Source organism: Shinella sp. GW821-FHT10F02 (genome assembly GCF_058809275.1).
In genome coordinates, this window is the sequence record NZ_JBXASL010000001.1 from 127,795 (window position 1) to 148,887 (window position 21,093).

The 21,093-nt window shown below is 60.8% G+C and carries 20 protein-coding genes; 14 read left to right on the forward strand and 6 right to left on the reverse strand.

The genetic code is table 11. The features are described from left to right. The first annotated feature begins 9 nt into the window (after positions 1 to 9). The 9 genes from AC1RWL_RS00640 (at position 10) to AC1RWL_RS00680 (ending at position 10,473) form a co-directional block, all read left to right on the forward strand. Positions 10 to 1,029, forward strand: a complete 1,020-nt coding sequence (locus AC1RWL_RS00640) for an ABC transporter ATP-binding protein (protein ID WP_493093714.1) — start codon at positions 10 to 12, stop codon at positions 1,027 to 1,029. Beyond that, a complete protein-coding gene (locus AC1RWL_RS00645) occupies positions 1,026 to 2,063 on the forward strand; it encodes an ABC transporter ATP-binding protein (protein ID WP_493093713.1) in 1,038 nt (345 codons plus the stop codon). The genes AC1RWL_RS00640 and AC1RWL_RS00645 overlap by 4 nt, the downstream gene beginning before the upstream one ends. After that, a complete protein-coding gene (locus AC1RWL_RS00650; RefSeq protein ID WP_439624749.1) occupies positions 2,060 to 3,001 on the forward strand; it encodes an ABC transporter permease in 942 nt (313 codons plus the stop codon). The genes AC1RWL_RS00645 and AC1RWL_RS00650 overlap by 4 nt, the downstream gene beginning before the upstream one ends. 9 nt (positions 3,002 to 3,010) lie before the next feature. Continuing rightward, positions 3,011 to 3,892 (forward strand): ABC transporter permease, encoded by an 882-nt coding sequence (locus AC1RWL_RS00655; protein WP_439624747.1) that lies wholly within the window; start codon positions 3,011 to 3,013, stop codon positions 3,890 to 3,892. A 150-nt stretch (positions 3,893 to 4,042) separates the two neighbouring features. Further along, on the forward strand, positions 4,043 to 6,166 hold the full coding sequence (locus tag AC1RWL_RS00660) for a beta-galactosidase trimerization domain-containing protein (RefSeq protein WP_493093712.1): 2,124 nt from the start codon (positions 4,043 to 4,045) through the stop codon (positions 6,164 to 6,166). Between the two features lie 27 nt (positions 6,167 to 6,193). Beyond that, positions 6,194 to 7,063, forward strand: coding sequence for an SMP-30/gluconolactonase/LRE family protein (locus AC1RWL_RS00665; RefSeq protein ID WP_493093711.1), 870 nt, complete (start codon positions 6,194 to 6,196; stop codon positions 7,061 to 7,063). A 452-nt stretch (positions 7,064 to 7,515) separates the two neighbouring features. Continuing rightward, complete coding sequence (locus AC1RWL_RS00670) at positions 7,516 to 8,145, forward strand: HAD family hydrolase (protein WP_493093710.1); 630 nt, start codon at positions 7,516 to 7,518, stop codon at positions 8,143 to 8,145. Between the two features lie 70 nt (positions 8,146 to 8,215). Continuing rightward, the gene (locus tag AC1RWL_RS00675; protein WP_493093709.1) at positions 8,216 to 9,220 is read left to right on the forward strand and encodes a glycoside hydrolase family 3 N-terminal domain-containing protein; all 1,005 of its coding nucleotides are present in this window, start codon (positions 8,216 to 8,218) and stop codon (positions 9,218 to 9,220) included. A 41-nt stretch (positions 9,221 to 9,261) separates the two neighbouring features. Then, positions 9,262 to 10,473 (forward strand): MFS transporter, encoded by a 1,212-nt coding sequence (locus tag AC1RWL_RS00680; protein WP_493093708.1) that lies wholly within the window; start codon positions 9,262 to 9,264, stop codon positions 10,471 to 10,473. Positions 10,474 to 10,585: 112 nt separating this feature from the next. Here AC1RWL_RS00680 and AC1RWL_RS00685 read toward each other — a convergent pair whose 3' ends face one another. The 3 genes from AC1RWL_RS00685 to AC1RWL_RS00695 all read right to left on the reverse strand — a co-directional run bounded on the left by AC1RWL_RS00685 (position 10,586) and on the right by AC1RWL_RS00695 (position 13,595). Further along, positions 10,586 to 11,380, reverse strand: coding sequence for an alpha/beta hydrolase (locus AC1RWL_RS00685; RefSeq protein ID WP_493093707.1), 795 nt, complete (start codon positions 11,378 to 11,380; stop codon positions 10,586 to 10,588). Positions 11,381 to 11,684: 304 nt separating this feature from the next. Continuing rightward, complete coding sequence (locus AC1RWL_RS00690; RefSeq protein ID WP_493093706.1) at positions 11,685 to 12,569, reverse strand: sugar phosphate isomerase/epimerase family protein; 885 nt, start codon at positions 12,567 to 12,569, stop codon at positions 11,685 to 11,687. 30 nt (positions 12,570 to 12,599) lie between these two features. Then, positions 12,600 to 13,595 carry a Gfo/Idh/MocA family protein gene (locus tag AC1RWL_RS00695; RefSeq protein ID WP_493093705.1) on the reverse strand — a complete coding sequence of 332 codons (996 nt, stop codon included), beginning with the start codon at positions 13,593 to 13,595 and terminating at the stop codon, positions 12,600 to 12,602. A gap of 308 nt (positions 13,596 to 13,903) precedes the next feature. Between AC1RWL_RS00695 and AC1RWL_RS00700 the strand changes: the two genes are divergently transcribed. Next, complete coding sequence (locus AC1RWL_RS00700) at positions 13,904 to 14,683, forward strand: DeoR/GlpR family DNA-binding transcription regulator (RefSeq protein WP_493093704.1); 780 nt, start codon at positions 13,904 to 13,906, stop codon at positions 14,681 to 14,683. 77 nt (positions 14,684 to 14,760) lie between these two features. Here AC1RWL_RS00700 and AC1RWL_RS00705 read toward each other — a convergent pair whose 3' ends face one another. Beyond that, positions 14,761 to 15,498, reverse strand: coding sequence for a DMT family transporter (locus tag AC1RWL_RS00705; protein WP_493093703.1), 738 nt, complete (start codon positions 15,496 to 15,498; stop codon positions 14,761 to 14,763). Between the two features lie 82 nt (positions 15,499 to 15,580). Continuing rightward, a complete protein-coding gene (locus tag AC1RWL_RS00710) occupies positions 15,581 to 16,495 on the reverse strand; it encodes a DMT family transporter (RefSeq protein ID WP_493093702.1) in 915 nt (304 codons plus the stop codon). A 90-nt stretch (positions 16,496 to 16,585) separates the two neighbouring features. On the opposite strand from AC1RWL_RS00710, the gene AC1RWL_RS00715 reads away from it, so the two are divergent. Further along, a complete protein-coding gene (locus AC1RWL_RS00715) occupies positions 16,586 to 17,473 on the forward strand; it encodes a LysR substrate-binding domain-containing protein (RefSeq protein ID WP_493093701.1) in 888 nt (295 codons plus the stop codon). 231 nt (positions 17,474 to 17,704) lie between these two features. Here the strand turns inward: AC1RWL_RS00715 and AC1RWL_RS00720 are convergent, their stop codons facing one another. Continuing rightward, on the reverse strand, positions 17,705 to 18,232 hold the full coding sequence (locus tag AC1RWL_RS00720) for an imm11 family protein (protein ID WP_493093700.1): 528 nt from the start codon (positions 18,230 to 18,232) through the stop codon (positions 17,705 to 17,707). Between the two features lie 239 nt (positions 18,233 to 18,471). Between AC1RWL_RS00720 and AC1RWL_RS00725 the strand changes: the two genes are divergently transcribed. Genes AC1RWL_RS00725 through AC1RWL_RS00735 form a run of 3 tightly spaced genes read left to right on the forward strand, consistent with a single transcriptional unit; the run spans position 18,472 to position 20,979 of the window. Next, positions 18,472 to 19,359 (forward strand): amino acid ABC transporter permease, encoded by an 888-nt coding sequence (locus AC1RWL_RS00725; protein WP_493093699.1) that lies wholly within the window; start codon positions 18,472 to 18,474, stop codon positions 19,357 to 19,359. Beyond that, positions 19,359 to 20,120, forward strand: coding sequence for an amino acid ABC transporter ATP-binding protein (locus tag AC1RWL_RS00730; protein WP_439627001.1), 762 nt, complete (start codon positions 19,359 to 19,361; stop codon positions 20,118 to 20,120). Before AC1RWL_RS00725 ends, AC1RWL_RS00730 begins: the two co-directional genes overlap by 1 nt. 31 nt (positions 20,121 to 20,151) lie before the next feature. Further along, positions 20,152 to 20,979, forward strand: coding sequence for an ABC transporter substrate-binding protein (locus tag AC1RWL_RS00735; protein ID WP_493093698.1), 828 nt, complete (start codon positions 20,152 to 20,154; stop codon positions 20,977 to 20,979). Positions 20,980 to 21,093: the final 114 nt, after the last annotated feature.

Consider the following 21,093-nt stretch of genomic DNA (forward strand, 5'->3'; position numbering starts at 1 on the left):
TGACGGTTAATGGATTTCAAGTCGCAGCAGCACAATGTGCTCGAAGTGGAAAGACTGAACGTTTCCTTCGGAACGCCTCCGCGCGGCGTGTCGGTGGTCCGCGATGTAAGTTTCAAGGCGGTCAGCGGGCGAACTGTCGCCATTGTTGGTGAATCGGGGTCGGGAAAGTCCGTGACGAGCCTTGCCCTTCTCGGTCTCCTGAAGGCGCGGCGCACCGTCGTCACAGGTGATGCCGCGCGCTTTACGCCTTCCGGCGGGCAAACGACGGTCGATCTGCTCAAGCTTGACGCCTCCCAGATGCGCGCCGTTCGCGGAACGGCCATCACGATGATCTTTCAGGAGCCGATGAGCAGCCTCAACCCGTCCCATACGCTCGAATACCAGGTCGGCGAAACGTTGCGCGTCCATCACGGCGCGACGCGACGCCAGGCGCGCGAAGCCGCGATCGCCATGCTGGAGCGGGTTGGCATTCCGGATGCTACGCGCAGGGCCGATTCCTATCCGCACGAAATTTCGGGAGGCATGCGCCAGCGCGTCATGATCGCATCCGCGCTGATCTCCCGTCCCGCCCTGCTGATCGCCGACGAACCCACCACGGCGCTCGACGTCACGATCCAGGCGCAGATTCTCGAAGAGCTGAAAAGGCTGCAGGACGAGATCGGCATGTCGATGATTTTTATCACGCATGATCTGGGCGTCGTGGCGGAGATCGCGCATACCGTCGTGGTCATGTATGCGGGGCAGGTGGTGGAACAGGGGACTGTCGCCGACATCCTTCAGCATCCCAACCATCCCTATACGCGCGCCCTGCTTGCCTCCGTGCCGCGGCTGGAACGACCGCGCTCCAGCCTGGAAGCGATCACCGGCCGCATTCCCGACCCCTTGCAGGAAATTCCGGGCTGTCGGTTTCATCCGCGATGTTCCTTCGCGGTGAAAGGGCGCTGCGACGTGCAGGCCCCGGAACTGGAAAGTGCCGGCGACGACCGGTCGGTACGCTGCCTGCGCTGGCGTGAACTGGGGGCGGCATGACTGAAGAACGTCCTTTGGTCGAAATCGACCAGCTCAGCAAGGTTTTCGAAAAGCGCACCACGTTCGGCGGACAACTCCAGCGCACGCGGGCCGTCACCAATGTCTCCCTGACCATTCGGCGGGGGGAGAATTTCGCCCTTGTCGGCGAGAGCGGTTCCGGCAAGACGACGGCGGGAAGGTTGGTGCTTCGGCTGCTCGATCCGACGGCCGGCACGATCCGCTTCGATGGCGCCGACATTACAAACCTCAGCCGCTCCGCGCTCCGGCCGTTCCGGCGCAGGATGCAGATGATTTTCCAGGATCCCTATTCCTCGCTCAACCCCTACATGGAGGTCGGCGCGGCGATCGAGGAGGCGCTGATCATCCACGGCATCGGCGCGAACGCCGGCGAGCGTCAGGCCCGTGTTTCGGAGCTGCTCGATATGGTCGGGCTGCGGGCGCACCATGCGAACCGCTTTCCGCACGAGTTTTCCGGCGGACAGCGTCAGCGCATCGGCATTGCACGGGCGCTCGCCGTCGATCCGGAATTCATCGTCGCGGACGAGCCGGTGTCCGCGCTGGACGTCTCGGTTCAGGCGCAGGTGATCAATCTTCTCGAAGGCCTTCGGCAGAAGCTGGGACTGGCGATGCTGTTCATCGCCCATGACCTCGCCGTGGTGCGCCATGTCGCCACCCATGTGGGGGTCATGTATCTCGGGCATGTCGTCGAACTGGCGCCTGCTGATACGCTCTTCGCCGCGCCGCGCCACCCCTATACGGAAGCGCTGCTATCGGCAGCGCCGCGCCTGGACGCTTCGCAGCGCTCGCACAGGATCATCCTCAAGGGAGATATTCCAAGCCCGCTCAATCCGCCGTCGGGCTGTCCGTTCCGCACGCGCTGCATGCATGCCCGTCCGCAATGCGCCGAGACGGAGGTGAGTCTGCAAACGGTCGGCGAGGGGCATGCCACGGCGTGCCTGCGCCACGAGGAGATTTACGGCACGGCACCGAGCAGGTCGAACGGGGAGTCGCAACACATGGGGAGGCCGGCATGACGAGATTCATCCTGCGACGCATCCTGTTCCTGATCCCGATGCTGCTGATCATCAGTTTCATCATTTTCTCGCTGTTGCTTCTCCTGCCCGGCGATCCGGCAGTCGCCATCCTCGGCGAATATGCGAGCGCGGAGCGCGTGGCAGAACTGAGGGAAAGGCTCAAGCTCGACCAGCCCGTCATCGTCCAGTACCTGGCGTGGCTGGGCAACATCCTGTCCGGCGACTTCGGCCGCTCGCTGCGCACCACCGAGCTGGTTTCGGACATGCTCCTCTCGCGCATCCCGGTGACGCTGGAACTTGCCACACTGGCCATCCTCGTCTCCTGCGCTGCCGGTATTCCCGCCGGCATCGTCGCGGCCCTGCGCCGGAACGGCTGGCTGGATATCGTCGTCAGCACGGCGAGCCTTGCCGGTGTCGCGATGCCCTATTTCTGGATCGGCATTCTGTTGATGATGCTCTTTTCCGTCCGCCTGGGCTGGTTGCCGCCATCCGGCTACGTGCCCTTCTTCACCGATCCGGTCACCAGCCTCAAGCTCATGATCATGCCGGCGCTGACGGTGGGGCTGCCGCTGTCTGCCGTCGTCATGCGGCAGACCCGAAACTCGATGATCCAGGTGCTCTCGCAAGACTATATCCGCACGGCCGAGGCGAAGGGGCTGAAGCCGGGACGGATCGTCTTCCTGCATGCCCTGCGCAACGCGCTGATCCCGGTCGTGACGGTCATCGGCCTGCAGATCGGAACACTGGTCGGCGGTTCGGTGGTCACGGAAACGATGTTCTCGCTACCGGGTCTCGGCCGGATGATTGTCGAAGGCATATTCCAGCGGGATTTCGCGCCGGTGCAAGCCGCCATGCTTGTGACGGTCGTGGGGGTTCTGCTGGCGAACCTTGCGGCGGACATCAGCTACGCCTTTCTCGATAAACGCGTGAAGATCTGAGGCTGTGCCATGACAACCGCCACCGAACAGCACGATGTCATCCGCCCTCGCTCGAGCCGCCCGCTCGCCGCGGCGTTTGGACGCTTTCGTCGCCATCACCTCGGCATGCTGGGGGTCGTCATCCTGTCGGCCGCCATGCTCGGCGCGATTTTCGCACCCTGGCTTGCGCCCTATGACCCGTCGGCGATCGATTATCTTTCCATCCTCGTCCCTCCGACGGATACCTATGTGCTCGGCACGGACGAAATCGGCCGTGATCTGCTTTCACGCCTTCTCTACGGCGCCCGGGTTTCCCTGACCATCGTCGCCGGCGCCATCCTGATTGCGCTGGTGGCAGGCTCGGTAATCGGCCTCATCGCAGGCGTGGTCGGCGGTAAGGTCGACGATATCATCATGCGCATCATGGATGGCCTTCTGGCCTTTCCCATGCTCATCTTCGCGCTCGGTATCGTAGCGGTGCTCGGCCCCAATCTCTTCAACGCGATCATCGCGATCGGACTTGTGAACACGCCCGAATTCGCGCGGCTGGTCCGCGGACAGACGCTTTCCGTGCGGGAGCAGGAGTTCGTGCTGGCGGCGCACGCGCTGGGAGCGAGTACCCCGCGCATCATGTTCCGGCATATCTGGCCGAGCGTCGCCGGCAACGTCGTGGTCTATGCGGCCCTGCGCGCCTGCTCGGCCCTGATCACGGAATCGTCGCTGGCCTTTCTCGGGTTGGGCGTCTCTCCGCCCACGCCGACCTGGGGGCAGATGCTGGCGACCGCGCTGCAGTTTCCGGAAGCCTGGTGGCTCGGCGTGTTCCCCGGCCTTGCGATCTTCCTGACCGCGCTTTCCTTCAACTTCATTGGCGACGGCATCCGCGACGCTATCGACGTAAGGGTCGACACCTAGGGCATTTCCGGTGAACACCGGCTCACCGGAAATGCTCTATTGTATTGTTTTTATCGCATTATCCGACGCTGAAGCGGCCTCGCTTCGGCTGGAAATGCGCCCGTATTTTCGCCCGACAGACCTTCAAGAAACAGAAGACAGGAGAATTCGATGACGCAGGCTTCACCGCACGAATGGCTTAAGACCTCGAACATCATGATCATGACGATGCGCGAGGACGACGCGGGCCGATGGGACCCGCAGAAGCTCGTGGAATTCGCCAAAAGCCTTTCCGTGGATGCCTTGGGTTTCAGCACGGCGGGCATCACCGCTTTTTACCCGACCGACATTCCGCTGCATCGGCGCAGCCCCTCTCTCGGCAATCGCGACGTCGTGGGCGAGACGCTGAAAGCGCTGAACGACGCGGGGATCCGCGCCATCGCCCGCATAGATTCGAGCCTCGTGCCAAGGGGGATCGCGGCCGACCATCCGGAATGGTGTTCGCGTGACGAGAATGGCAAGCTGATGAGCGTGCACGGCCTCTATGTGGCCTGCCCGAACGGCGGTTATTATCGCGAGTTCGCGATCAACGTCGTGCGGGAAGTGCTCGGCCGCTATGCCTTCTCCGGCCTCTGGTCGAATGCGGCGCAATTCTCGCCGTGGCACACGCGCGTGTGCTACTGCTCCAACTGCCAGACCAAGTTCCGCGCCGAAACCGGGCGCGCGATACCGAAGCAGAACTGGAGCGACCCGCTGTGGCGCCGCTACAACGAGCTTCGCTATCGCTGGATCGCCGAGTGGGTCGAACTGATGGACAAGACCATCGAGGAAGTCCGGCCCGAATGCGCCTGGATGCCGCTCGCCCAGGTCATGGAATCCTGGGACCATTCGCAGAAGGGCGGCTGGGACATCGACTACACGGCGCCCTTCGCCGACATGCCGGTGCTGGAGGCGCAGCGCCGTTACGCCAATCTCTGGTGGCCCGGCGTGGAGGCCCGTTACCTGCGCGGCATCGAGGATGACAAGCCAGGCGCCGTCATCGTCAGTTACTTCCTGCCCTGGTGGCGCCTCTATTCGGTGCCGGAAGCCGAAAACCGGGTCTGGGCCTCGCAGATCGTCGCCCATGGATGCAGGCCCTGGCTGCATGTGACCGGCTTCTTCAGCGAGCATTTCGACCGCCGCGGCCTGGAGCCCATGCGCAAGCTGTTCAAGCTGTTTGCAGACAACCGCGACGCCTATGCGGGACTGAAGTCGCAGGCGGATGCGGCGATCATCTATTCCCGCTTCACGCAGGACAATATCGACGGCGAAAATCCGGAGCCGGCCTACATCAACCATTTCCGAGGCGCATACAACGCCCTGATGCAACAGCGCATCCCGTTCGATGTGCTCAGCGACAAGCGCATAACGCCGCAGAAGCTCGCGCGCTACAAGGCGGTACTGCTGCCGAACGGAGCCTGCCTGAACGATGAGGCGGTCGACGCGTTGCGTGCCTATGTCGAGGGCGGCGGGCGGCTGATCGCCTCCTTCGAGGCCACCTTCCGCGATGCCATGGGCGAGCCGCGCGACAAGCCGCTCGTGCTCGAATTGCTGGGCGCGCAGGACACGCACACCATCGAACGCAACCTGAAGGCCGCCTACGGCCGGATTACCGATCCGGAAAGCCCTTTTTTCAACGGCATCACCAACACCGACGTGCTGCCGATCGGCGGCGACCTGAAGGTCCTCGCCGGGCCGGGCACGCGGGCCGAAGCGCTCGCCTATGTTCCCCCGGTCGAAGGGGAGCCGGGCTCTGGCTTCAGCGTTCCAGAATACAACTTTATCGAGCGGGTCAGCACCTACAGCCTCATCATGACGGCGACGCTCGGCAAGGGCTCGCTCGTCTACTTCCCGTGGCCGATCGAGCAGGTGGCGCATCTCTACGGTCTCGCGGACCTCTTCCAGGTGATCGGCAATGCCGTGCGTGCCACGCCGGGCTGGACGGACAAGCTGTGCGTCACCGGTCCGGGTTTCTATGATCTGTCGCTGATGGCGAAGGACAACCGCCTGTCCGTCACCGTGATCAACTTTTCCGCGCCGGGAAGTTTCAACAGCGGCCACAGGCGGCTCGTGCATGAGGTCATGCCGGTCTCCGACGTCAAGGTGGAGCTCAGCCTGCCTGCCGGGAAGACGTGCTCATCTGCGCGTTTCGTGGTCTCCGGGGAGGATGCGCCCTTCGAGGTGGCTGACGGCATCGTCCGGCTGACGATCCCCAAGCTGACCGAGTTCGAAACCATCTCCTTCACCCTGGAGTGATCCTCAGTGTTCGCAGCTCCACCCACAGTGACCGCGGAACCCTTCGCTCGGCTGCCGGATCGGTTTCGCGGCACGCCGGAAAACCATCCCTGGGTGTGGCTGCAGCGGCGGGGTGCGCCCACACATTCCTTCATCGAGGCGCCCGTCTTCGACGCGGCCGGGCGCCTGTATATCGTCGACATTCCGAATGGCCGCATCTTCCGCATCTCGCCGGATGGCGGTTTCGAGATCGTCGTCGAATATGACGGCTATCCGAACGGACTGGCGGCAAGTTCGGACGGCAGGATCTTCATCGCGGACCAGAAGAACGGGCTTCTCGCGCTCGACCCGGCATCCGGCACGCTGGAAACCCTGATCGCGCATCCTCTGGGCGATGTCTTCAAGGGGCTGAACGACCTGATATTCGATCGCGCCGGCAACCTCTATTTCACCGACCAGGGGGAGACAGGGCTGCATGACCCGACCGGGCGGCTCTGGAAGCGCACGGTCACGGGCGAGCTCCTCTGCCTGCTCGACAATGTTCCAAGCCCCAATGGCCTGGTTCTGACGCCCGACGAGAGCATCCTCTACCTCGCGGTGACCCGCGACAACGCCGTCTGGCGCGTGCCGCTGCACCTGGACGGCCGCGTCGGCCGGGTGGGCCGGTTCATCCAGCTATCCGGCGGCCTCGGCGGGCCTGACGGCATGGCCATCTCGACATCCGGCAGTCTCGTCGTCTGCCAGATCGGCATGGGCGCTGTCTGGCTGTTCGACCGCCTGGGCCAACCAAAACTGCGCATCAACACCCTCGGGCTCCTGCCGACCAATGTGACATTCGCGAAAGACGATCCGCGCACGATATTCATCACGGAAGCGGAGCATGGCGTGGTGATGCGATATTCTGTTGCGGAAGCATAACGGGCTCGGCCGTGCCGCCGAATGCGATCTGGTGTAATCGCCGCGCGGACTGCAGCCGAAACCAGCCGGGTTATCAGAATCTAATTTTTGTACATTCGACCGCGGGCAGCTTTAAGTTCCCACAGTGGTGTGAAGTAGGTCCGCAGGGAACCTGTATTGCTTGGCGAGCTCTAACGAGTTCGCCTTTTCTGCTTGATTTTGCATTAGCACGTTTGCACCAAAACCAGCGCTCCAAAACTACCGCCGTACCTGGCCTGATAAGGCGAAGGCCCCAAAAGCCACGTGATCGACGGTGCCGAAGTGACTCGCGGGCGGTAACTCCGTTGCCGGCCTATAGACGCTCGACCCTTTATCCCTGTTAAGGGCGGCAGCTCGAAATTAGGAAGCAAGCTATTGCTGGTTTATGCTTTTTTGTGCATTATTATGCACGCTAACGCGTAAGAGGGCGGATAATGGAACTGAAATGTGTAGTTTTCGACATAGGTGGTGTTCTCATCGACTGGAACCCGGCCTATCTCTATCGCAAGCTTTTGCCCGACGAGGAGGCGGTCAAAAGTTTCCTGCAAAACGTGTGTACGTCGGCTTGGAACGAACAGTTTGATGCGGGTTCGCCGTTTGCCGAGGGCATTGCGTCGCTCGTTGGGCGTTTTCCCGAAAAGGCTGATCTGATCGAAGCCTATTGGCTGCGCTGGCATGAAATGCTGGGTGGAGAAATTCCGGGAACACCAGCCATTCTTCGCCGTCTGAAAGCCGCCGGCATAGCGGTGCACGCCATTTCCAACTGGTCGGCCGAGACCTATCCGAGGGCACAGGCCATCTTCCCGTTCCTGGACGATTTCGAAGTGCTGATCGTGTCCGGCCGCGAGAAGATGGTAAAGCCGAACGCTGAGATTTTCGGGCACTTCCTGGAGAGGACAGGCGTCCGTGCCGAAGAGTGTATTTTCATCGACGACAATGCGGCCAATATCGCCGCTGCGGCGGTCCTCGGCTTCCAAACCGAGCATTTCCAAACGGCTGATGCACTGGAGGACAGATTGACCGCCCTCGGCCTGCTTTCTCGTCAGACGAAAATAAGTGCTTGAAATCGGCCACCACATGCGCCCGGGCGCGCTCCCCGCATCTTGCTGAGCTTTCCACATTCAGGAGACAACAATGACTTTTTCGCCCGACCAGGACGCCCGAGCGGTCCTTTTGCCTGCATTCGACACGTTCGACTTTTTTGACGTCATGGTGCCTTTTTTGGAGAAGGGTGGTTGTTCCGTTCTGATCGGGGAAACGCGGGCGGAATATGTCTCTCGTGCCATGTCGGCCGAAAGGCTCGCCGGCGAAACACCTGATGTCTTTCATGCCCATATCGCGCGACTGAAAGCCGTCGTACCGCATCTGATTGTCGCGGTGGATCAGGAGTTGGGCGGTATCCAGCGTCTAGAGGGACTGGTCCCGCCGCTTCCCTCGCTTGACGAGGCTGCCGTGCTTGACGACGATGCGCTTGCCGAGCGGTGCCGGGAAACGGCTTCCGCTGCTCGCAAACTCGGCGTCTCGATGTTCCTAGCGCCGATCGCTGATGTGGTCGACGGACACAACGCGTGGCTGCTTGCCCGCACGATGGGGGGCCGGCCAGAGATCGTGGCACGACTCGTGGCTGCCTATGTAAAAGGCGTGCAGAGTGCAGGCATAACCGCCGTCACCAAGCACTTTCCCGGTTTCAACGACATCAAGAACGATCCGGCGCTGGTGGACGTATCCGTACACACGCCGCGCGATCATATTCTCCGCAATGCGCTGCCGTTCAGATCAGCCATCGATGCCGGGACGAGAGCGGTCATGACCGGGCCTGCGCCCATCGCCGCGATCGACAGTGAGAATGCTGCAAGCACGTCACCAGCGGTCATGACGATGCTGCGCCAGGACTTCGGCTTCAAGGGCCTAATTGTCAGCGATGACCTGGATGCGCCGGCTACGATGCGCGGGAGGTCCCTGCTTGAGACTGCCGTGGCCTCGGTCAATGCGGGCGCGGATCTGCTGCTTGTCGGAGGCGGGCCGCACCTCGACATCCTTTGCGAGGGTATTGCGGCGGCGGCGCGAGCAGGGCAGATAGCGCCCGACCGTCTTGCAGAGGCAGCGGCGCGCGTAAGGCAGAATGCTGCCGGGCAGTAAGGGCACTTTTGCAAAGATCAGCCCCAGGGGTTCCTCCTTCGATGACGTCCGACCAGGTCATGGTGAGCGCGTTGCGCAAATCGAGCCGGTTGCATTGCAATCTGTTTTTCCTCGCCGCCGGTGCTGGAATTGGTGCGTGGGCCGCGAGCCTTCCGGTGCTTGCCGCAGGCGTCGGGCTGAACAAGGGCCAGCTCGGCATCGTGCTTCTCTGTTTTGCCCTCGGCGCCATCGTTCTTATGATAAATGTCGGCCGCTATATCGACCGGGAGATCAGCAGTCAGACGTTGAGCCTCTGCGGCAGCATGGTTTTCGGTGCAGCATTTTTGATCATTCCCCTCATCGAAAATCCGATTGTTCTCGGCGCGGGCGTCTTCGTCGCTGGCGCCGCCTTCGGGACCCTTGATGTCGCCATGAACACGGAAGCCTCCCAGGCAGAACGGGACACGGGACGGCACCTGATGTCTTCGTTTCATGCCGTGTTCAGCATCGGCAACCTCGCGGGTGCGTTCCTGGTGGGGAAGCTGATAGGCCATGGCGGCAACCTGCAGGTTTGCCTTGGGGCAGCCGGTGTGGTGGTCCTGTTCCTGGCGTTCTCGACCCGAATGGTTGTGACGCATGCCGTGGTCTCTCCCCCTAGCCCCAGAACCGCCGAGGGGGCGACGCCGAACAAGTCGCTCGACGCATCTCAACGCATCCTCATCTTTCTTCTCGGGGTGATCGCTTTCCTCGCCTTGCTGGCAGAAGGCGGAATGATGGACTGGACCGCGATTTACATGATTGACGTTCTCGGCGCGTCCGAAAGCCACGGCGCCTACGCCTTCGCAATCTTTGCCGCTGCCATGGCGGGCGGCCGCCTTGTCGGAGACGTCGTTACCAAACACGTCGGCCATGTGCCGCTGATCAGGGTCGGCAGCCTCATCTGCGCTTTATCCGTCGCCATTCTGCTCTTCGCCAACAGTGCGACACTGTCCCTGGCCGCGCTTGTTCTTTGCGGGCTCGGCGCCGCAAACATGGTGCCGGCGGTATTCGCGAGTGCGGGAAAAGTTGGCCGAGAGGCCGCGGGCAGGGCGATATCCATCGTCACCACGATGGGTTACAGCGGACTGCTCCTTGGTCCGGCCGTGCTCGGCTTCCTGGCACAGGCGACGAGCCTCGTCATGAGCTTCGTCCTGATCATGGTGGTCTTCGTGGCGATAGCAGCGGTTATGTTCCGGCTGGGCGGCAAACTGAAACAGAACCGGGAAGCCCTCTAAGCGATCGCCGTTTTGGATGTATATCGGGCTCATAGCAGGGTGGACCTGCCATGAGCAACGCGCCCGTTCAGGAGGTGCAACGCTTTTCGACTGGCGCGCATTGGCGTGCCGGCTAGTGCTCTGCCTTGAACCACTCCACGGATTTGGGAATCAGGACATCGTCAACGGTCGTCGTGGTGGTTCCCGCATTCCAGTCATGGTCGGAATCGACCACCACCAAGTCCTCCGGCCCGTCGTGGTAGTCGAGAAGGATCTCTCCGGCTGCCGGCTGCGGCGTGACGATGGTCTCACGTTTTCCCACGATGACGCGCAACGGGCCCTCATAGCGTCCGATGGCACCGATCGGGTTGAAGCGGTGAAGCTGCTGGAAGAACGCCCCCTTTAGCTTCGTTTCCCCACCCCAGGAGAGTTTCGCGGTATTGACCGCGTCAGCAGGACCCGCGAGCGCCTTCTCGACCGCGTCTGCTCCCATGATCATAGTGTAGGTGGAAGCGGGATTGGTCACGGGCGCCCACAACACAACGGCAAAGGCTTCTTGACGCAATGCCGCCAAATGGCCGCCGACCAGGCCTCCCTGGCTGTATCCCAGAATCCCGACTTTGGTGATATCGACGCTGGAAAGGGTCTGTAGATAGTCGAATGCCGACACGGCGTCCTTGATCTGGCCGGAAAACGTGGTGTCCTCCCATGCGCCATCGCTCTCTCCGGAACCGCGGAAATCGATCCGCAGGCTTGCAATGCCCTTCTCGGCGAAACGCTCGGCCGCATAGGCAAAAAGGCCGCGCTGGGTTGAGGCGATCGGAAATTCGTTCTTCTGTCCGGTAAATCCGTGCAGCATGAGAACGACGGGCGGCTTCTCGACATTGTCAGGCAGATTAAGAATGCCGGCAAGGCTTCCCCCCGCCACCGTCGATTCTGATCGTCGATTCGGCTGCGATGCTCACCGAGGCAGATAAGGCAATGCAAACCGCAGTCGTCAGATACAGGCTTTTCATTTCAGTTCACCTCGTTTGTCGTTGTTATTGGGGTGAGTTTCTTCAGTCGGCAAAGGCATGGCAATTTCGCGCAGACGAAAAAATTGACGCGCAACGACGCGTGCGACATGGCGGTTGCGCAGGGTGAATTTCTAGGTTGGCACTTTTGCATCGCAGTGCCGGCAGCGCTCGTGGCAGGAGAATCTGATGCAGGCTGTTGTGAGCGATGCCTCGGTTTCACTCCACGATCAAACGCTCCATAAGCGCCTTGAGCTCGCTCGCTACGGCGAAGCTGTTGTCCTGGTGCTGGCGCGTGCAGAACAACTCGCAGCTCCACCATCCCGCATAGCCCGTCGATTTGACGGCATCCACCCAGGCTTGCAAGTCTAGGACGCCTTGGCCCGTCGGGACGTTGCGCAGTACCGCTTCGTTCGGGATTCCGCCCGAATAGGAAAGTGAATCGCACAGATGCACTCCGTAGATCAAATCCTTGTCGAGCCGTGCGATCCTCTCCGGCGTATCGCCCGACGTATAGGAGTGCCAGAAGTCGACGACGACCCGGACATTGTCGCGCTTGCACAGATCGAGAACGCGCAATTGCTCGTCCATTGTGTTGAGGGGTGTCCAGGAGAGTGCCTCGAGATAGACGAGCAAATCGTGGTCGGCAGCGATGTCGGCGACAGCCTGTAGATTTGCGGCGGTCAGCGCGGTCTGCTCGCTTCTCGATTTGTCGATGAGGCCGCGATAGAGGTCGGGATACCGGCCGGCCGCCCCGAACTCGTAAACCCTGATGTCGAGCGGCCCGGTGATTGCCTCTATGCCCTTTGCGCCTGCCGCGACAGCAAGGGCGCAAAGATGCTCGGCCTCGCGCAGCATGTCGCGGCGGGCATCCCCCTGCCGTTCAAGATCGATGAGGAAGCCGATGCCGGGGAGAAAAAGGCCGTCAGCACATTGCCTCAGTTCCCGTTCCGTAAACCCGGCTTCCAGAAAACTGGAAATCTTGGGTCCCGATGTTTCAAGCCCGTCGAACCCGAGACTGCGTGTGATCTCGATGTCCATCGCCAGCGAGTTCGGCTTGGAGGCCATTGAATGGAAGATGAGCTTGTTTTGTGTACGGGCCATGCCGCAGACCTTTCTGATGTCTCGTTCCGGTTACTGGCTGACAGACGCGCGGCGTCGTTTAAGGGCGGTTGCGAGCGCTTCGGTGGTGCGCAGCGCGATAACGGCGTCCACCCCAAGGCATATCCAGCTGGCAGATCGGTTCGTTGCGTTCAGGAAGGCCTCAATCGTTGTGATATGCGGGTCACGCTCCCGCATCGGGATCAGTTCGTTCCTGCCGTTCAGCCGTCGGATTAAGGTGCCATGCCCCCTGCCGCTCAAGGTGCCCTGGGCGATCAGCGTTCCGCGATCGCCGGCGAGGATGACAGAACTCTCGAATTCCGCGGTGGTGAAGCTTTCGTAGACCTGAAACAAGGCGCCGCCGGACATCTGTATCGCATATGAAATCTGGTTTACGCGTGAGTTCTGCATTGGGGACGCGAGGGCTGAGACTTCCTCGGGCTCCTGTCCTGTCAGAAAGCGTGCCAAGTCGATGCTCTCGATGGACATATCGAGAAGGACGTCGCCTCTGGCGGCATCTTCATCCGGATGGCGGTTTGGCGGCGGCTGGAAAGGCGCGCCACGGACAATGACCAGCGACTGCAACGTTCCGATTTCGCCCTCTTGCAGCAACCTTCGCATCGCCTGGTGGGGCGCGGCCGCTCGGACGGGCTGGTTCAGCGCGAGCACGATACGTGCTTGCCGGCATTGCTCAACAAGGCTTTCGGCAACGCGGCTGCTCGCCGAAATCGGACCGTCGCAAAGGACATGTTTTCGCTCCGATGCCGCCGCCGTTATGTAATGCCTGCGCCGGTCCCGAATGGCGCTCACAAAAGCGAACTTTACGAGAGGATCATGCAGGGCCCGCCTCGCGTCGAGGGAAACATTGGGTATTTGCATGTCCTGCGAAAAGAGCTCTGCGTATTCCTTGTTGCGGCTCACGACCCACAGGGGCTGATGGCCGGCACTCCGGATCGCCGCCACCATATGCTCGGTCGCGATTGTGCCGGTTCCCATGACAGACCAGCCAGTTTCTTCCGTGGACTGCATCGCGCGCTCCTCCCGATCCTGGAAGATTGAACGCTTCCGATGCATGCCACAACTTCGCAAACACGTTAAGAAAGCAGCGATATGAAGCACTGAAAGAAGCAAGTAGCTTCGCCATGCGATGGGAACCTTAAAGCGGTGTTCCGCGCCTCAGTTATGGCTTATGGCATTTTAGTGCCTTGTCCGAGCTGAACTTGCCCAAGTCCAATTTGGCGAACAGTGTATGTTGCATGTTCGTGCATGTTCAAGCATAAAAACCTGACGGCGAGGCGCGCCGTCGATATCCATCGTTATTTGCAGGGCGCAATCATATGGCGGAACAACAGGAAATCTCTGGCCTGTCACCTGAGGAGCGGCAAGCCATTATCCTGAAGAAAGTGAACGGATCAGGGCGTGTTCTGGCGGCGGCGCTGGCACAGGATTTCAACGTTTCCGAGGATTCGATCCGCCGCGACTTGAGGGATCTGTCGGATGCCGGTCTCGTTCAGCGGTTTCACGGCGGTGCGTCCCGGCTCGTGAAGCCAGCGCTGGATTTTCACCGGCGCGAGCGGCTGACTATTGGCGACAAGCAATCGATCGGCCGGGCGGCGGCTGCCGTCATCCCGGACGGTGCCACGCTCCTTGTGGACAGCAGCACGACGGTCGTGCAGTTCGTACGGAACCTCCCGCCGTCGCTTCGTGTGCGCATCATCACGCCGGCTCTCGATATCGCCGCCGCGGCGCTCGACCATCCGCTCGCCGAAGTGATCATGCTGGGCGGCACCCTTGGCAGATTGACGCGCGGTGTTTCCGGCATCACGGCATACAATGCGATTCGTTCGTTGCGTGCCGATTTCTGCATTCTCGGGACATGCGGCGTGGACGACGATCTCTTCCTGCGCGCAGACGATTTTGATGACGCTAATTTGAAGGATGCCATGATCAAGGTGTCGAACAAGACGGTGCTTTTAGCGACCGAAGAGAAAATCGGCCATGCCGCGACGCACCGGGTCTGCCCCATTTCAGTGGTTTCGACGCTGTTCACCAACAGTCACGATGATGTCTTCCTCGATCGTATCCGCGAACTCGGCGTCGATGTCGAAACTGTCTGACGCCACGGCCCATGCGAACGTGCATTCTGGCTGTAGAGTCGTGTGCTGACTGCGTTTTATTTTTCCCAATGATTGCGTCATTTTGCGTCAGTATTTTTTCCGACGGCGTTGTGACTTGGCAGCCGGTTCGTTTTCTGGGCAGCCTCCTGCCGTCCTATCTGCAGCATTGCGATGCTGGTCAGACCCCGCATGATCGCACTGATTTCCAGAACGCCGATCGTTTCACCGGCAGCCCAGCCTATCGGCGGCGCGAGGCCGGTTTGCCAGGTCGCGAGCGCAAGAGGCGGCAGGTTGTGGGGTGACAGGAAACGACGGACATAGGTATAAGAGACGCCGAGGATGGCGGTTGCAGCCAGCATCCAGGCGACCCCTGTCATATCGATCGTCCTGTCCTCCGAAGGCCGGGCGATCAGAACGACACCGGCAAACCCCGCCAGAACACTGGCTAGCGTGAATGCGTTGGGCTTTTCAGTGCGGAGAAACAGAAGGGTAGCAATCGTCGTGAACAGCGAGATCGAGGCACCGAGGACACCGGCAATACCGGAAGCGAGCCGCGCTGTGCCTTCCGCGATCGCGAAGTAGTAGAAGGCCGCCGCTAGTACCGCCATGACGAGGAAATGCGGCAGATGGCGTAGGTGCTCCCGGCGGATCACGCCCTTTCGCCAAGCCACGAAGGCCAGCGGCAAGAAGCCGAAGAATACACGCAGAAGGGTGATTTGCGCGGGCGTGATCAGCTCCGCCGCCCATTTCATGTAGATGAAGTTCGCGTCCCAGAAGAGGCCGAGGAGAGCGAATGCCAGATAGGTCAGAGGCATGATTGTTCCCCGTTTCCGGGAAAGCCATCATGGGCGGAAACCTTGCTTCCCGATGCAGAGCCGGCGGGCCTACGGACACGCTTCAAACCGGCGATGTGCTTTCGCGCTCACCGCAGGGTGATTTGATCACCGCAAGCAGGATGCCGCCTACGGCGATAATTGCTGAACCTGCAGCGACACCGAGCGTTGGTTTTTCGTCAAAGAAGACAAATCCGATCAGGCCCGCGAAGATCAGCCACGTGTAGTCCACCGGGCCGACGATCGACAGTGATGCGAGGCGGTAGCCCCGGACGATGCAATATTGCGCCGTCACCGCGAGTGGCCCGAGCAGGATAAAGCACATTGCGGTTCCGAGAGACAGCGGCACCCACTGGACAGCAGCAGGGACCGCCATCAGCAGGACACCGAACGCATTGACATGAAGCAGCATCGTCATCGCGCGGTCGGCGTGCGAAAGCATCTTGATCATCAGCCCTTCGACGGCCAGCAGCGCCGCGCCGAAAACCGCTATGGTGGCCGGGAAGACATAAGCCAGGTGGAACTCGGTGAACGCACCGCGCGATGCCATGACAAGCGCGGCCCCGCCGCAGCATATCGCAATCGCGCCAAGGTGCTGCCTTTCAAGCTTTTCCTTCAGAACCAGTACCCCGAGCGGGATGACGAACACGACATAGAGAAGCCCGATGGCCGTGGCGTCCATGATCGGCATGGTCGCCGATGCGTAGATCAGTGCACCGCCGCCTGAAGCGCCGAAGACGGCCCGCATGAAATGGGAAAGCGGTTTGGGGCTTCGATAGGCGGACAGTCTTTCCCGCCGTCCCGCCACGACCAGGAGCAGTATCGCAAAACCGCCGATGTAACGGAGGAACAGGATTTGCAACGGCGTTGCGCTTCCTTCGGCGAATTTTCCCGACGCGAAGACCAAAGAAAATAATGCTGTCCCGGCCGTGACCCATGCAATAGCCTTGGCATTCGTATAAAACTGGCGTGGGCGCATCTCAGTTCCTGGGCGTTTGTTGCTGTCTCTTGTGCTGGATTTTCGACTGGCGCTCAAACGAGGACTTTGGGGGGAGGCTGAGGAAAATTCATGCAGATCGGACGCCGTATTTCTCTCAACGCCGTAAGAGTATTCGCGACGGTTGCGCGCACCGGGAGCCTGACGGCCGCCGGCGTTGAACTGGGCGTCACGTCGGGCGCGGTGAGCCACCAGATCAAGAAGTTGGAAGAGGCGCTTGGTGTGAGCTTCTTCCGACGGGGGAACAATTCCGTTTCCCTGACCGATGCGGGGGAGCAATTCTATCAGGAGGCCGCGTCGGCGGTTGCGTGTATCGAGCGAGCGGCCGATGCCCTCTGTCGCAATGAAAACGAGATAAGCGTACTGGCGTCCATGTCGTTTGCGGTGCGCTGGCTCATTCCATCACTGGACCGTTTCCGCGTGCTATGTCCCGACGCCCGCGTTCGGGTGGAAACGAGCGCATATCTCGCTTTTCCGGCGATTCCGGCGTCCGATGTGGCCATCCGCTACTTCCGGGCCGGCGACCCTGCCGAAGGATGGGAATTGCTTTGCCGCGACTTCAGCCGTCCCGTCGTCTCACCGGCCTTGCTGGCGAGGGATGACAACCGCCGGAAGACTACCGTCTCGAACATACCGGCTCTTCGATGTGCTCCCGGCAACTGGGACTGGAAGCTGTGGTGCGAGGAATCAGGCATTTCCATCGCCGATATGGCCTTCGTCCATGAATTCGACACGGACGATGCGGCGCTTCACGCCTGTGTCGCGGGCCTCGGCACGGTGCTTGCGCCGCCGATCCTCACCGCCAGAGAGACGCGATCCGGTGCGCTTGTTGCTCTGCCCAGATATGAACCCGCCGGGATCGGGGCATATCGCTACAAGCGCCGGTCCGAATCGAGAGTGGTCCGCAAATTCTGCGCCTGGCTCGAAACCGAAATGCGGAATTTTGAAGAAATGCCTTGAGCAGCGACAGAGTGGAGGCATGCCACAGTCGCGACTCAAGTAGCGAAATTATATTCGCTGCTGCCTATTCTTTTTGAGTTTTCAGACAATCTGTAGAATTTATGCGGCTTTGAGCAATCAGAACACTTCTTTTTTGCTGCAGTCGAGTTAGATGACTTTCAGTACTTCTTGCCTGAAGCGCGCTGCCATTGCGTCCGACATGTAGTAAGCTGAACTAGTATGCTTATCGCGCTAGAGATGGCGATCTCCGATGGCGCTAAGGCTGAAAACCAATCTCGCGGGCTCGCTAGGATCTATGTGGCTTGGGACTGGATCTCCCCGGCGAACCAAATCCTTGGCACGTCGCCACTCAAGCCCATCAAGCAGGACCAAGTTCGTCAGTTCGCGGTGTACACCGTCAATCGGGTTGCAGAGCGCGAACCAACAACGAATAGCTGTAAATTCGCCTTTTGTACTTTGGTATTCGACGGGGAAAAACTGATGAACCCTGGGCTGCAGGCCATCGATGACCTGGTTGGCTTCCTCTGAAACGCTCAGATGGGGAATACTATCAAAATCCGGCGCTGGCTTCCGTCTCTTATAGGCCCAGCGAACCCGTTTGGGAAAATTCGTGCCGTCAACGGGAACGCCGGCATGGTTTGAATCACCAAATGGACCGCCATCGTTTGCGGGCTCGTAGGCAAGGATTTTTCTAGCAGGCTTCTTCTCGCCTTCCCAGTTCCTCTTAGGCTCGAAACCCCATTCGTTATCGTTGTTCATGAGGGTAGGCGTTCGACCAGATCGCCAATGGGACGTGTTCATCTGCTAGCGCGCCGTTACGGCGGTCGGTGCCGTCAGTCAGGAGCACTTCACCTCGCCAAAATCTTCGACGCATGCCTGATTTATGCGTTCAGCGCATAAATCACATGTTCATAACTCGTTTGCGCAAGCAGAGCAGCGGGGACTACGCTCCCTCCAATTCATAACAACAGTGAAGCAAAAAGCTTCGGGGAACCGATATGACTGATACCAGACTTGCCGATCCCGGCCAGTTTGTTGTCGTGCCACGACGCAAGATCGGCACGAAGCTACTGGCCGTCGCCTGCATCGCCATCCTGCTCCTGCTCGTGCGGGCCTTCTGGGTCGGCGATATCGCCTGGAGCCATGTCGGGGCGAACCTCTTCTCCAAGGCTGTCATGGCCGGTGTCGTCAACACGATCATCATGACCTTCTGCGCCATGGCGCTCGGCATCCTGCTGGGTGTTCTCGCGGCCGTGATGCGCATGTCGGACAATCCCGTGCTCAGGAGCGTTTCGGTCGGCTATATCTGGCTCTTCCGGGGCACGCCCGCGCTTCTGCAATTGCTTTTGTGGTTCAATCTCGCGCTGATTTTCCCGACCATCGGCATTCCGGGCGTCTTTTCGCTGCGCACGGTGGACGTGATGACGCCGTTCGTCGCCGCCTTACTCGGCCTCGGCATCCAGCAGGGCGCCTATACCGCTGAAGTGGTGCGCGCGGGCATTCTCGCCATCGACCAGGGACAGACGGAAGCCGCCCTGTCGATCGGCATGACAAAGCTGCGGGCTACCATGAAGATCGTGCTGCCGCAGGCGATGCGCGTCATCGTGCCGCCGATCGGCAACGAGACCATCGGCATGGTCAAGCTCACCTCGCTCGCCAGCGTCATCCAGTATTCCGAAGTGCTGCGCAGCGTCGAGGATATCTACTACGTCAACTCGCGCGTCATCGAACTGTTGATCGTCGCCGCCATCTGGTACATGGCCGTCGTCACGGTGCTCAGCATCGCGCAGATGTATATCGAGCGCTATTTCTCCAGGGGATGGGGCGCCACGCGACGCACCGAAGCCGCGCCGGCCCAGCCGGCCAACGTCGAGGAGGCCGCGTGATGGAGCCCCTCATCATCGCCCATAACCTCCAGAAGTATTTCGGCGCTTTCCATGTGCTCCAGGACATCGATTTCAGCATCAGCAAGGGCGAGGTCGTCTGCATCATCGGCCCGTCCGGCTCGGGCAAGAGCACGTTCCTGCGCTGCATCAACCAGCTCGAAACCATCGAGGGCGGCTATGTGACCGTCGATGGCGAGATTGCCGGTTATCGGCGGGAGGCAAACCGCCTCTATCCCCTGTCCGACCGCGAGATCGCGCGGCAGCGCCAGTCGGTGGGCATGGTCTTCCAACGGTTCCATCTCTTCCCGCACCGCACCGTGATCGAAAACATCATCGAGGGGCCGGTCGGCGTGCAGAAGCGGCCGAAACAGCAATGTGCCGAGGAAGCGCGCGTCCTGTTGAAACGTGTCGGTCTCGCCCACAAGGCGGATGCCTATCCGGGCGAACTCTCCGGCGGCCAGCAGCAGCGTGTGGCGATCGCCCGCGCGCTCGCCATGAAGCCCAAGGCCATGCTGTTCGACGAGCCGACATCCGCGCTCGATCCCGAACTCGTTGGCGAGGTGCTCGGCGTCATGAAGGAACTTGCGGCGTCAGGAACGACGATGATCGTCGTCACCCACGAACTCGGCTTCTGCCGGGAGGTGGCGGACCGGGTCGTGTTCATGGACGCCGGGCGGATCGTCGAGACCGGAACGCCCGGCGAAATCCTGGAAAATCCCACCAATCCCAGAGTGAAGAGCTTCATCTCTGCGGTGCTTTGAAAACAAAGAACAGCCTCAAGAGGAGAATACCATGAAATTTCTAAGGGTAGCCGTTTCCGCGCTCGCACTTCTGTCCGCCGGCGCCGCCACGGCCGAAAACAAGCTCAACCTCATCAACGACGGCGAGCTTCGCATCCTCACCAACCCGATCTATCCGCCGATGGAGTTCGTCAACCCGGACAAAGGCACACTCGACGGCTTCGACGTCGATCTGGCGAATGCGATTGCCGCAAAGCTCAAGCTCAACACGCTGTTCGTGACCTCCGCATTCCAGGAACTGCAGAGCGGGCTGCAGACCGGCCGCGGCGACGTGATTATTTCCGGCATGAGTGACAACGTGAAGCGCCAGGAGAGCATGGACTTCGTCGACTACCTGACGAGCGGACCGATCCTGTTCACGACGAATGCCAATGCCGCGCAGTACAAGACGGCGGAAGACCTTTGCGGCAAGACGGTCGCCGGCAGCCGCAGCACGAGCTTCGGCGAGAACGTCACCGGCTGGAGCGAAGCCAATTGCGTTGGCAAGGGGAAGCCGGCGATCAAGTTCGAAGGCACGGCCGATTCCAACGCAGCCCGCCTCGGCATGAAGCAGGGCCGCTATGACGCCGTGGTGCAGGGTATCGAAACCATCGCCTACCAGATGCGCGTCGAGCCCGACACGTTCACGCTCGTCGGCGATCCGCTGCTGAGCAACGACACCTTCGGCATGGGCTTCAAGAAGGACAACACCGCATTGCGCGATGCCGTCGCCGGCGCCCTCGACGAACTGATCAAGGATGGCACGTACAACGAACTGCTGACGAAGTGGGGCCTCGTGCACAACGCTGTGCCGCATGCCGTGATCAACGGCGTCAAGTAAGACGCCGCGTCCGCCCGCACAACCGATCCTTCGGACATAGCCGGGCGGCAATCCCTTCAAAGCCCCCTGTTTCAAACGGCATCCTGCCGGAACGGGAGAGCCTTGCCCTGAAAG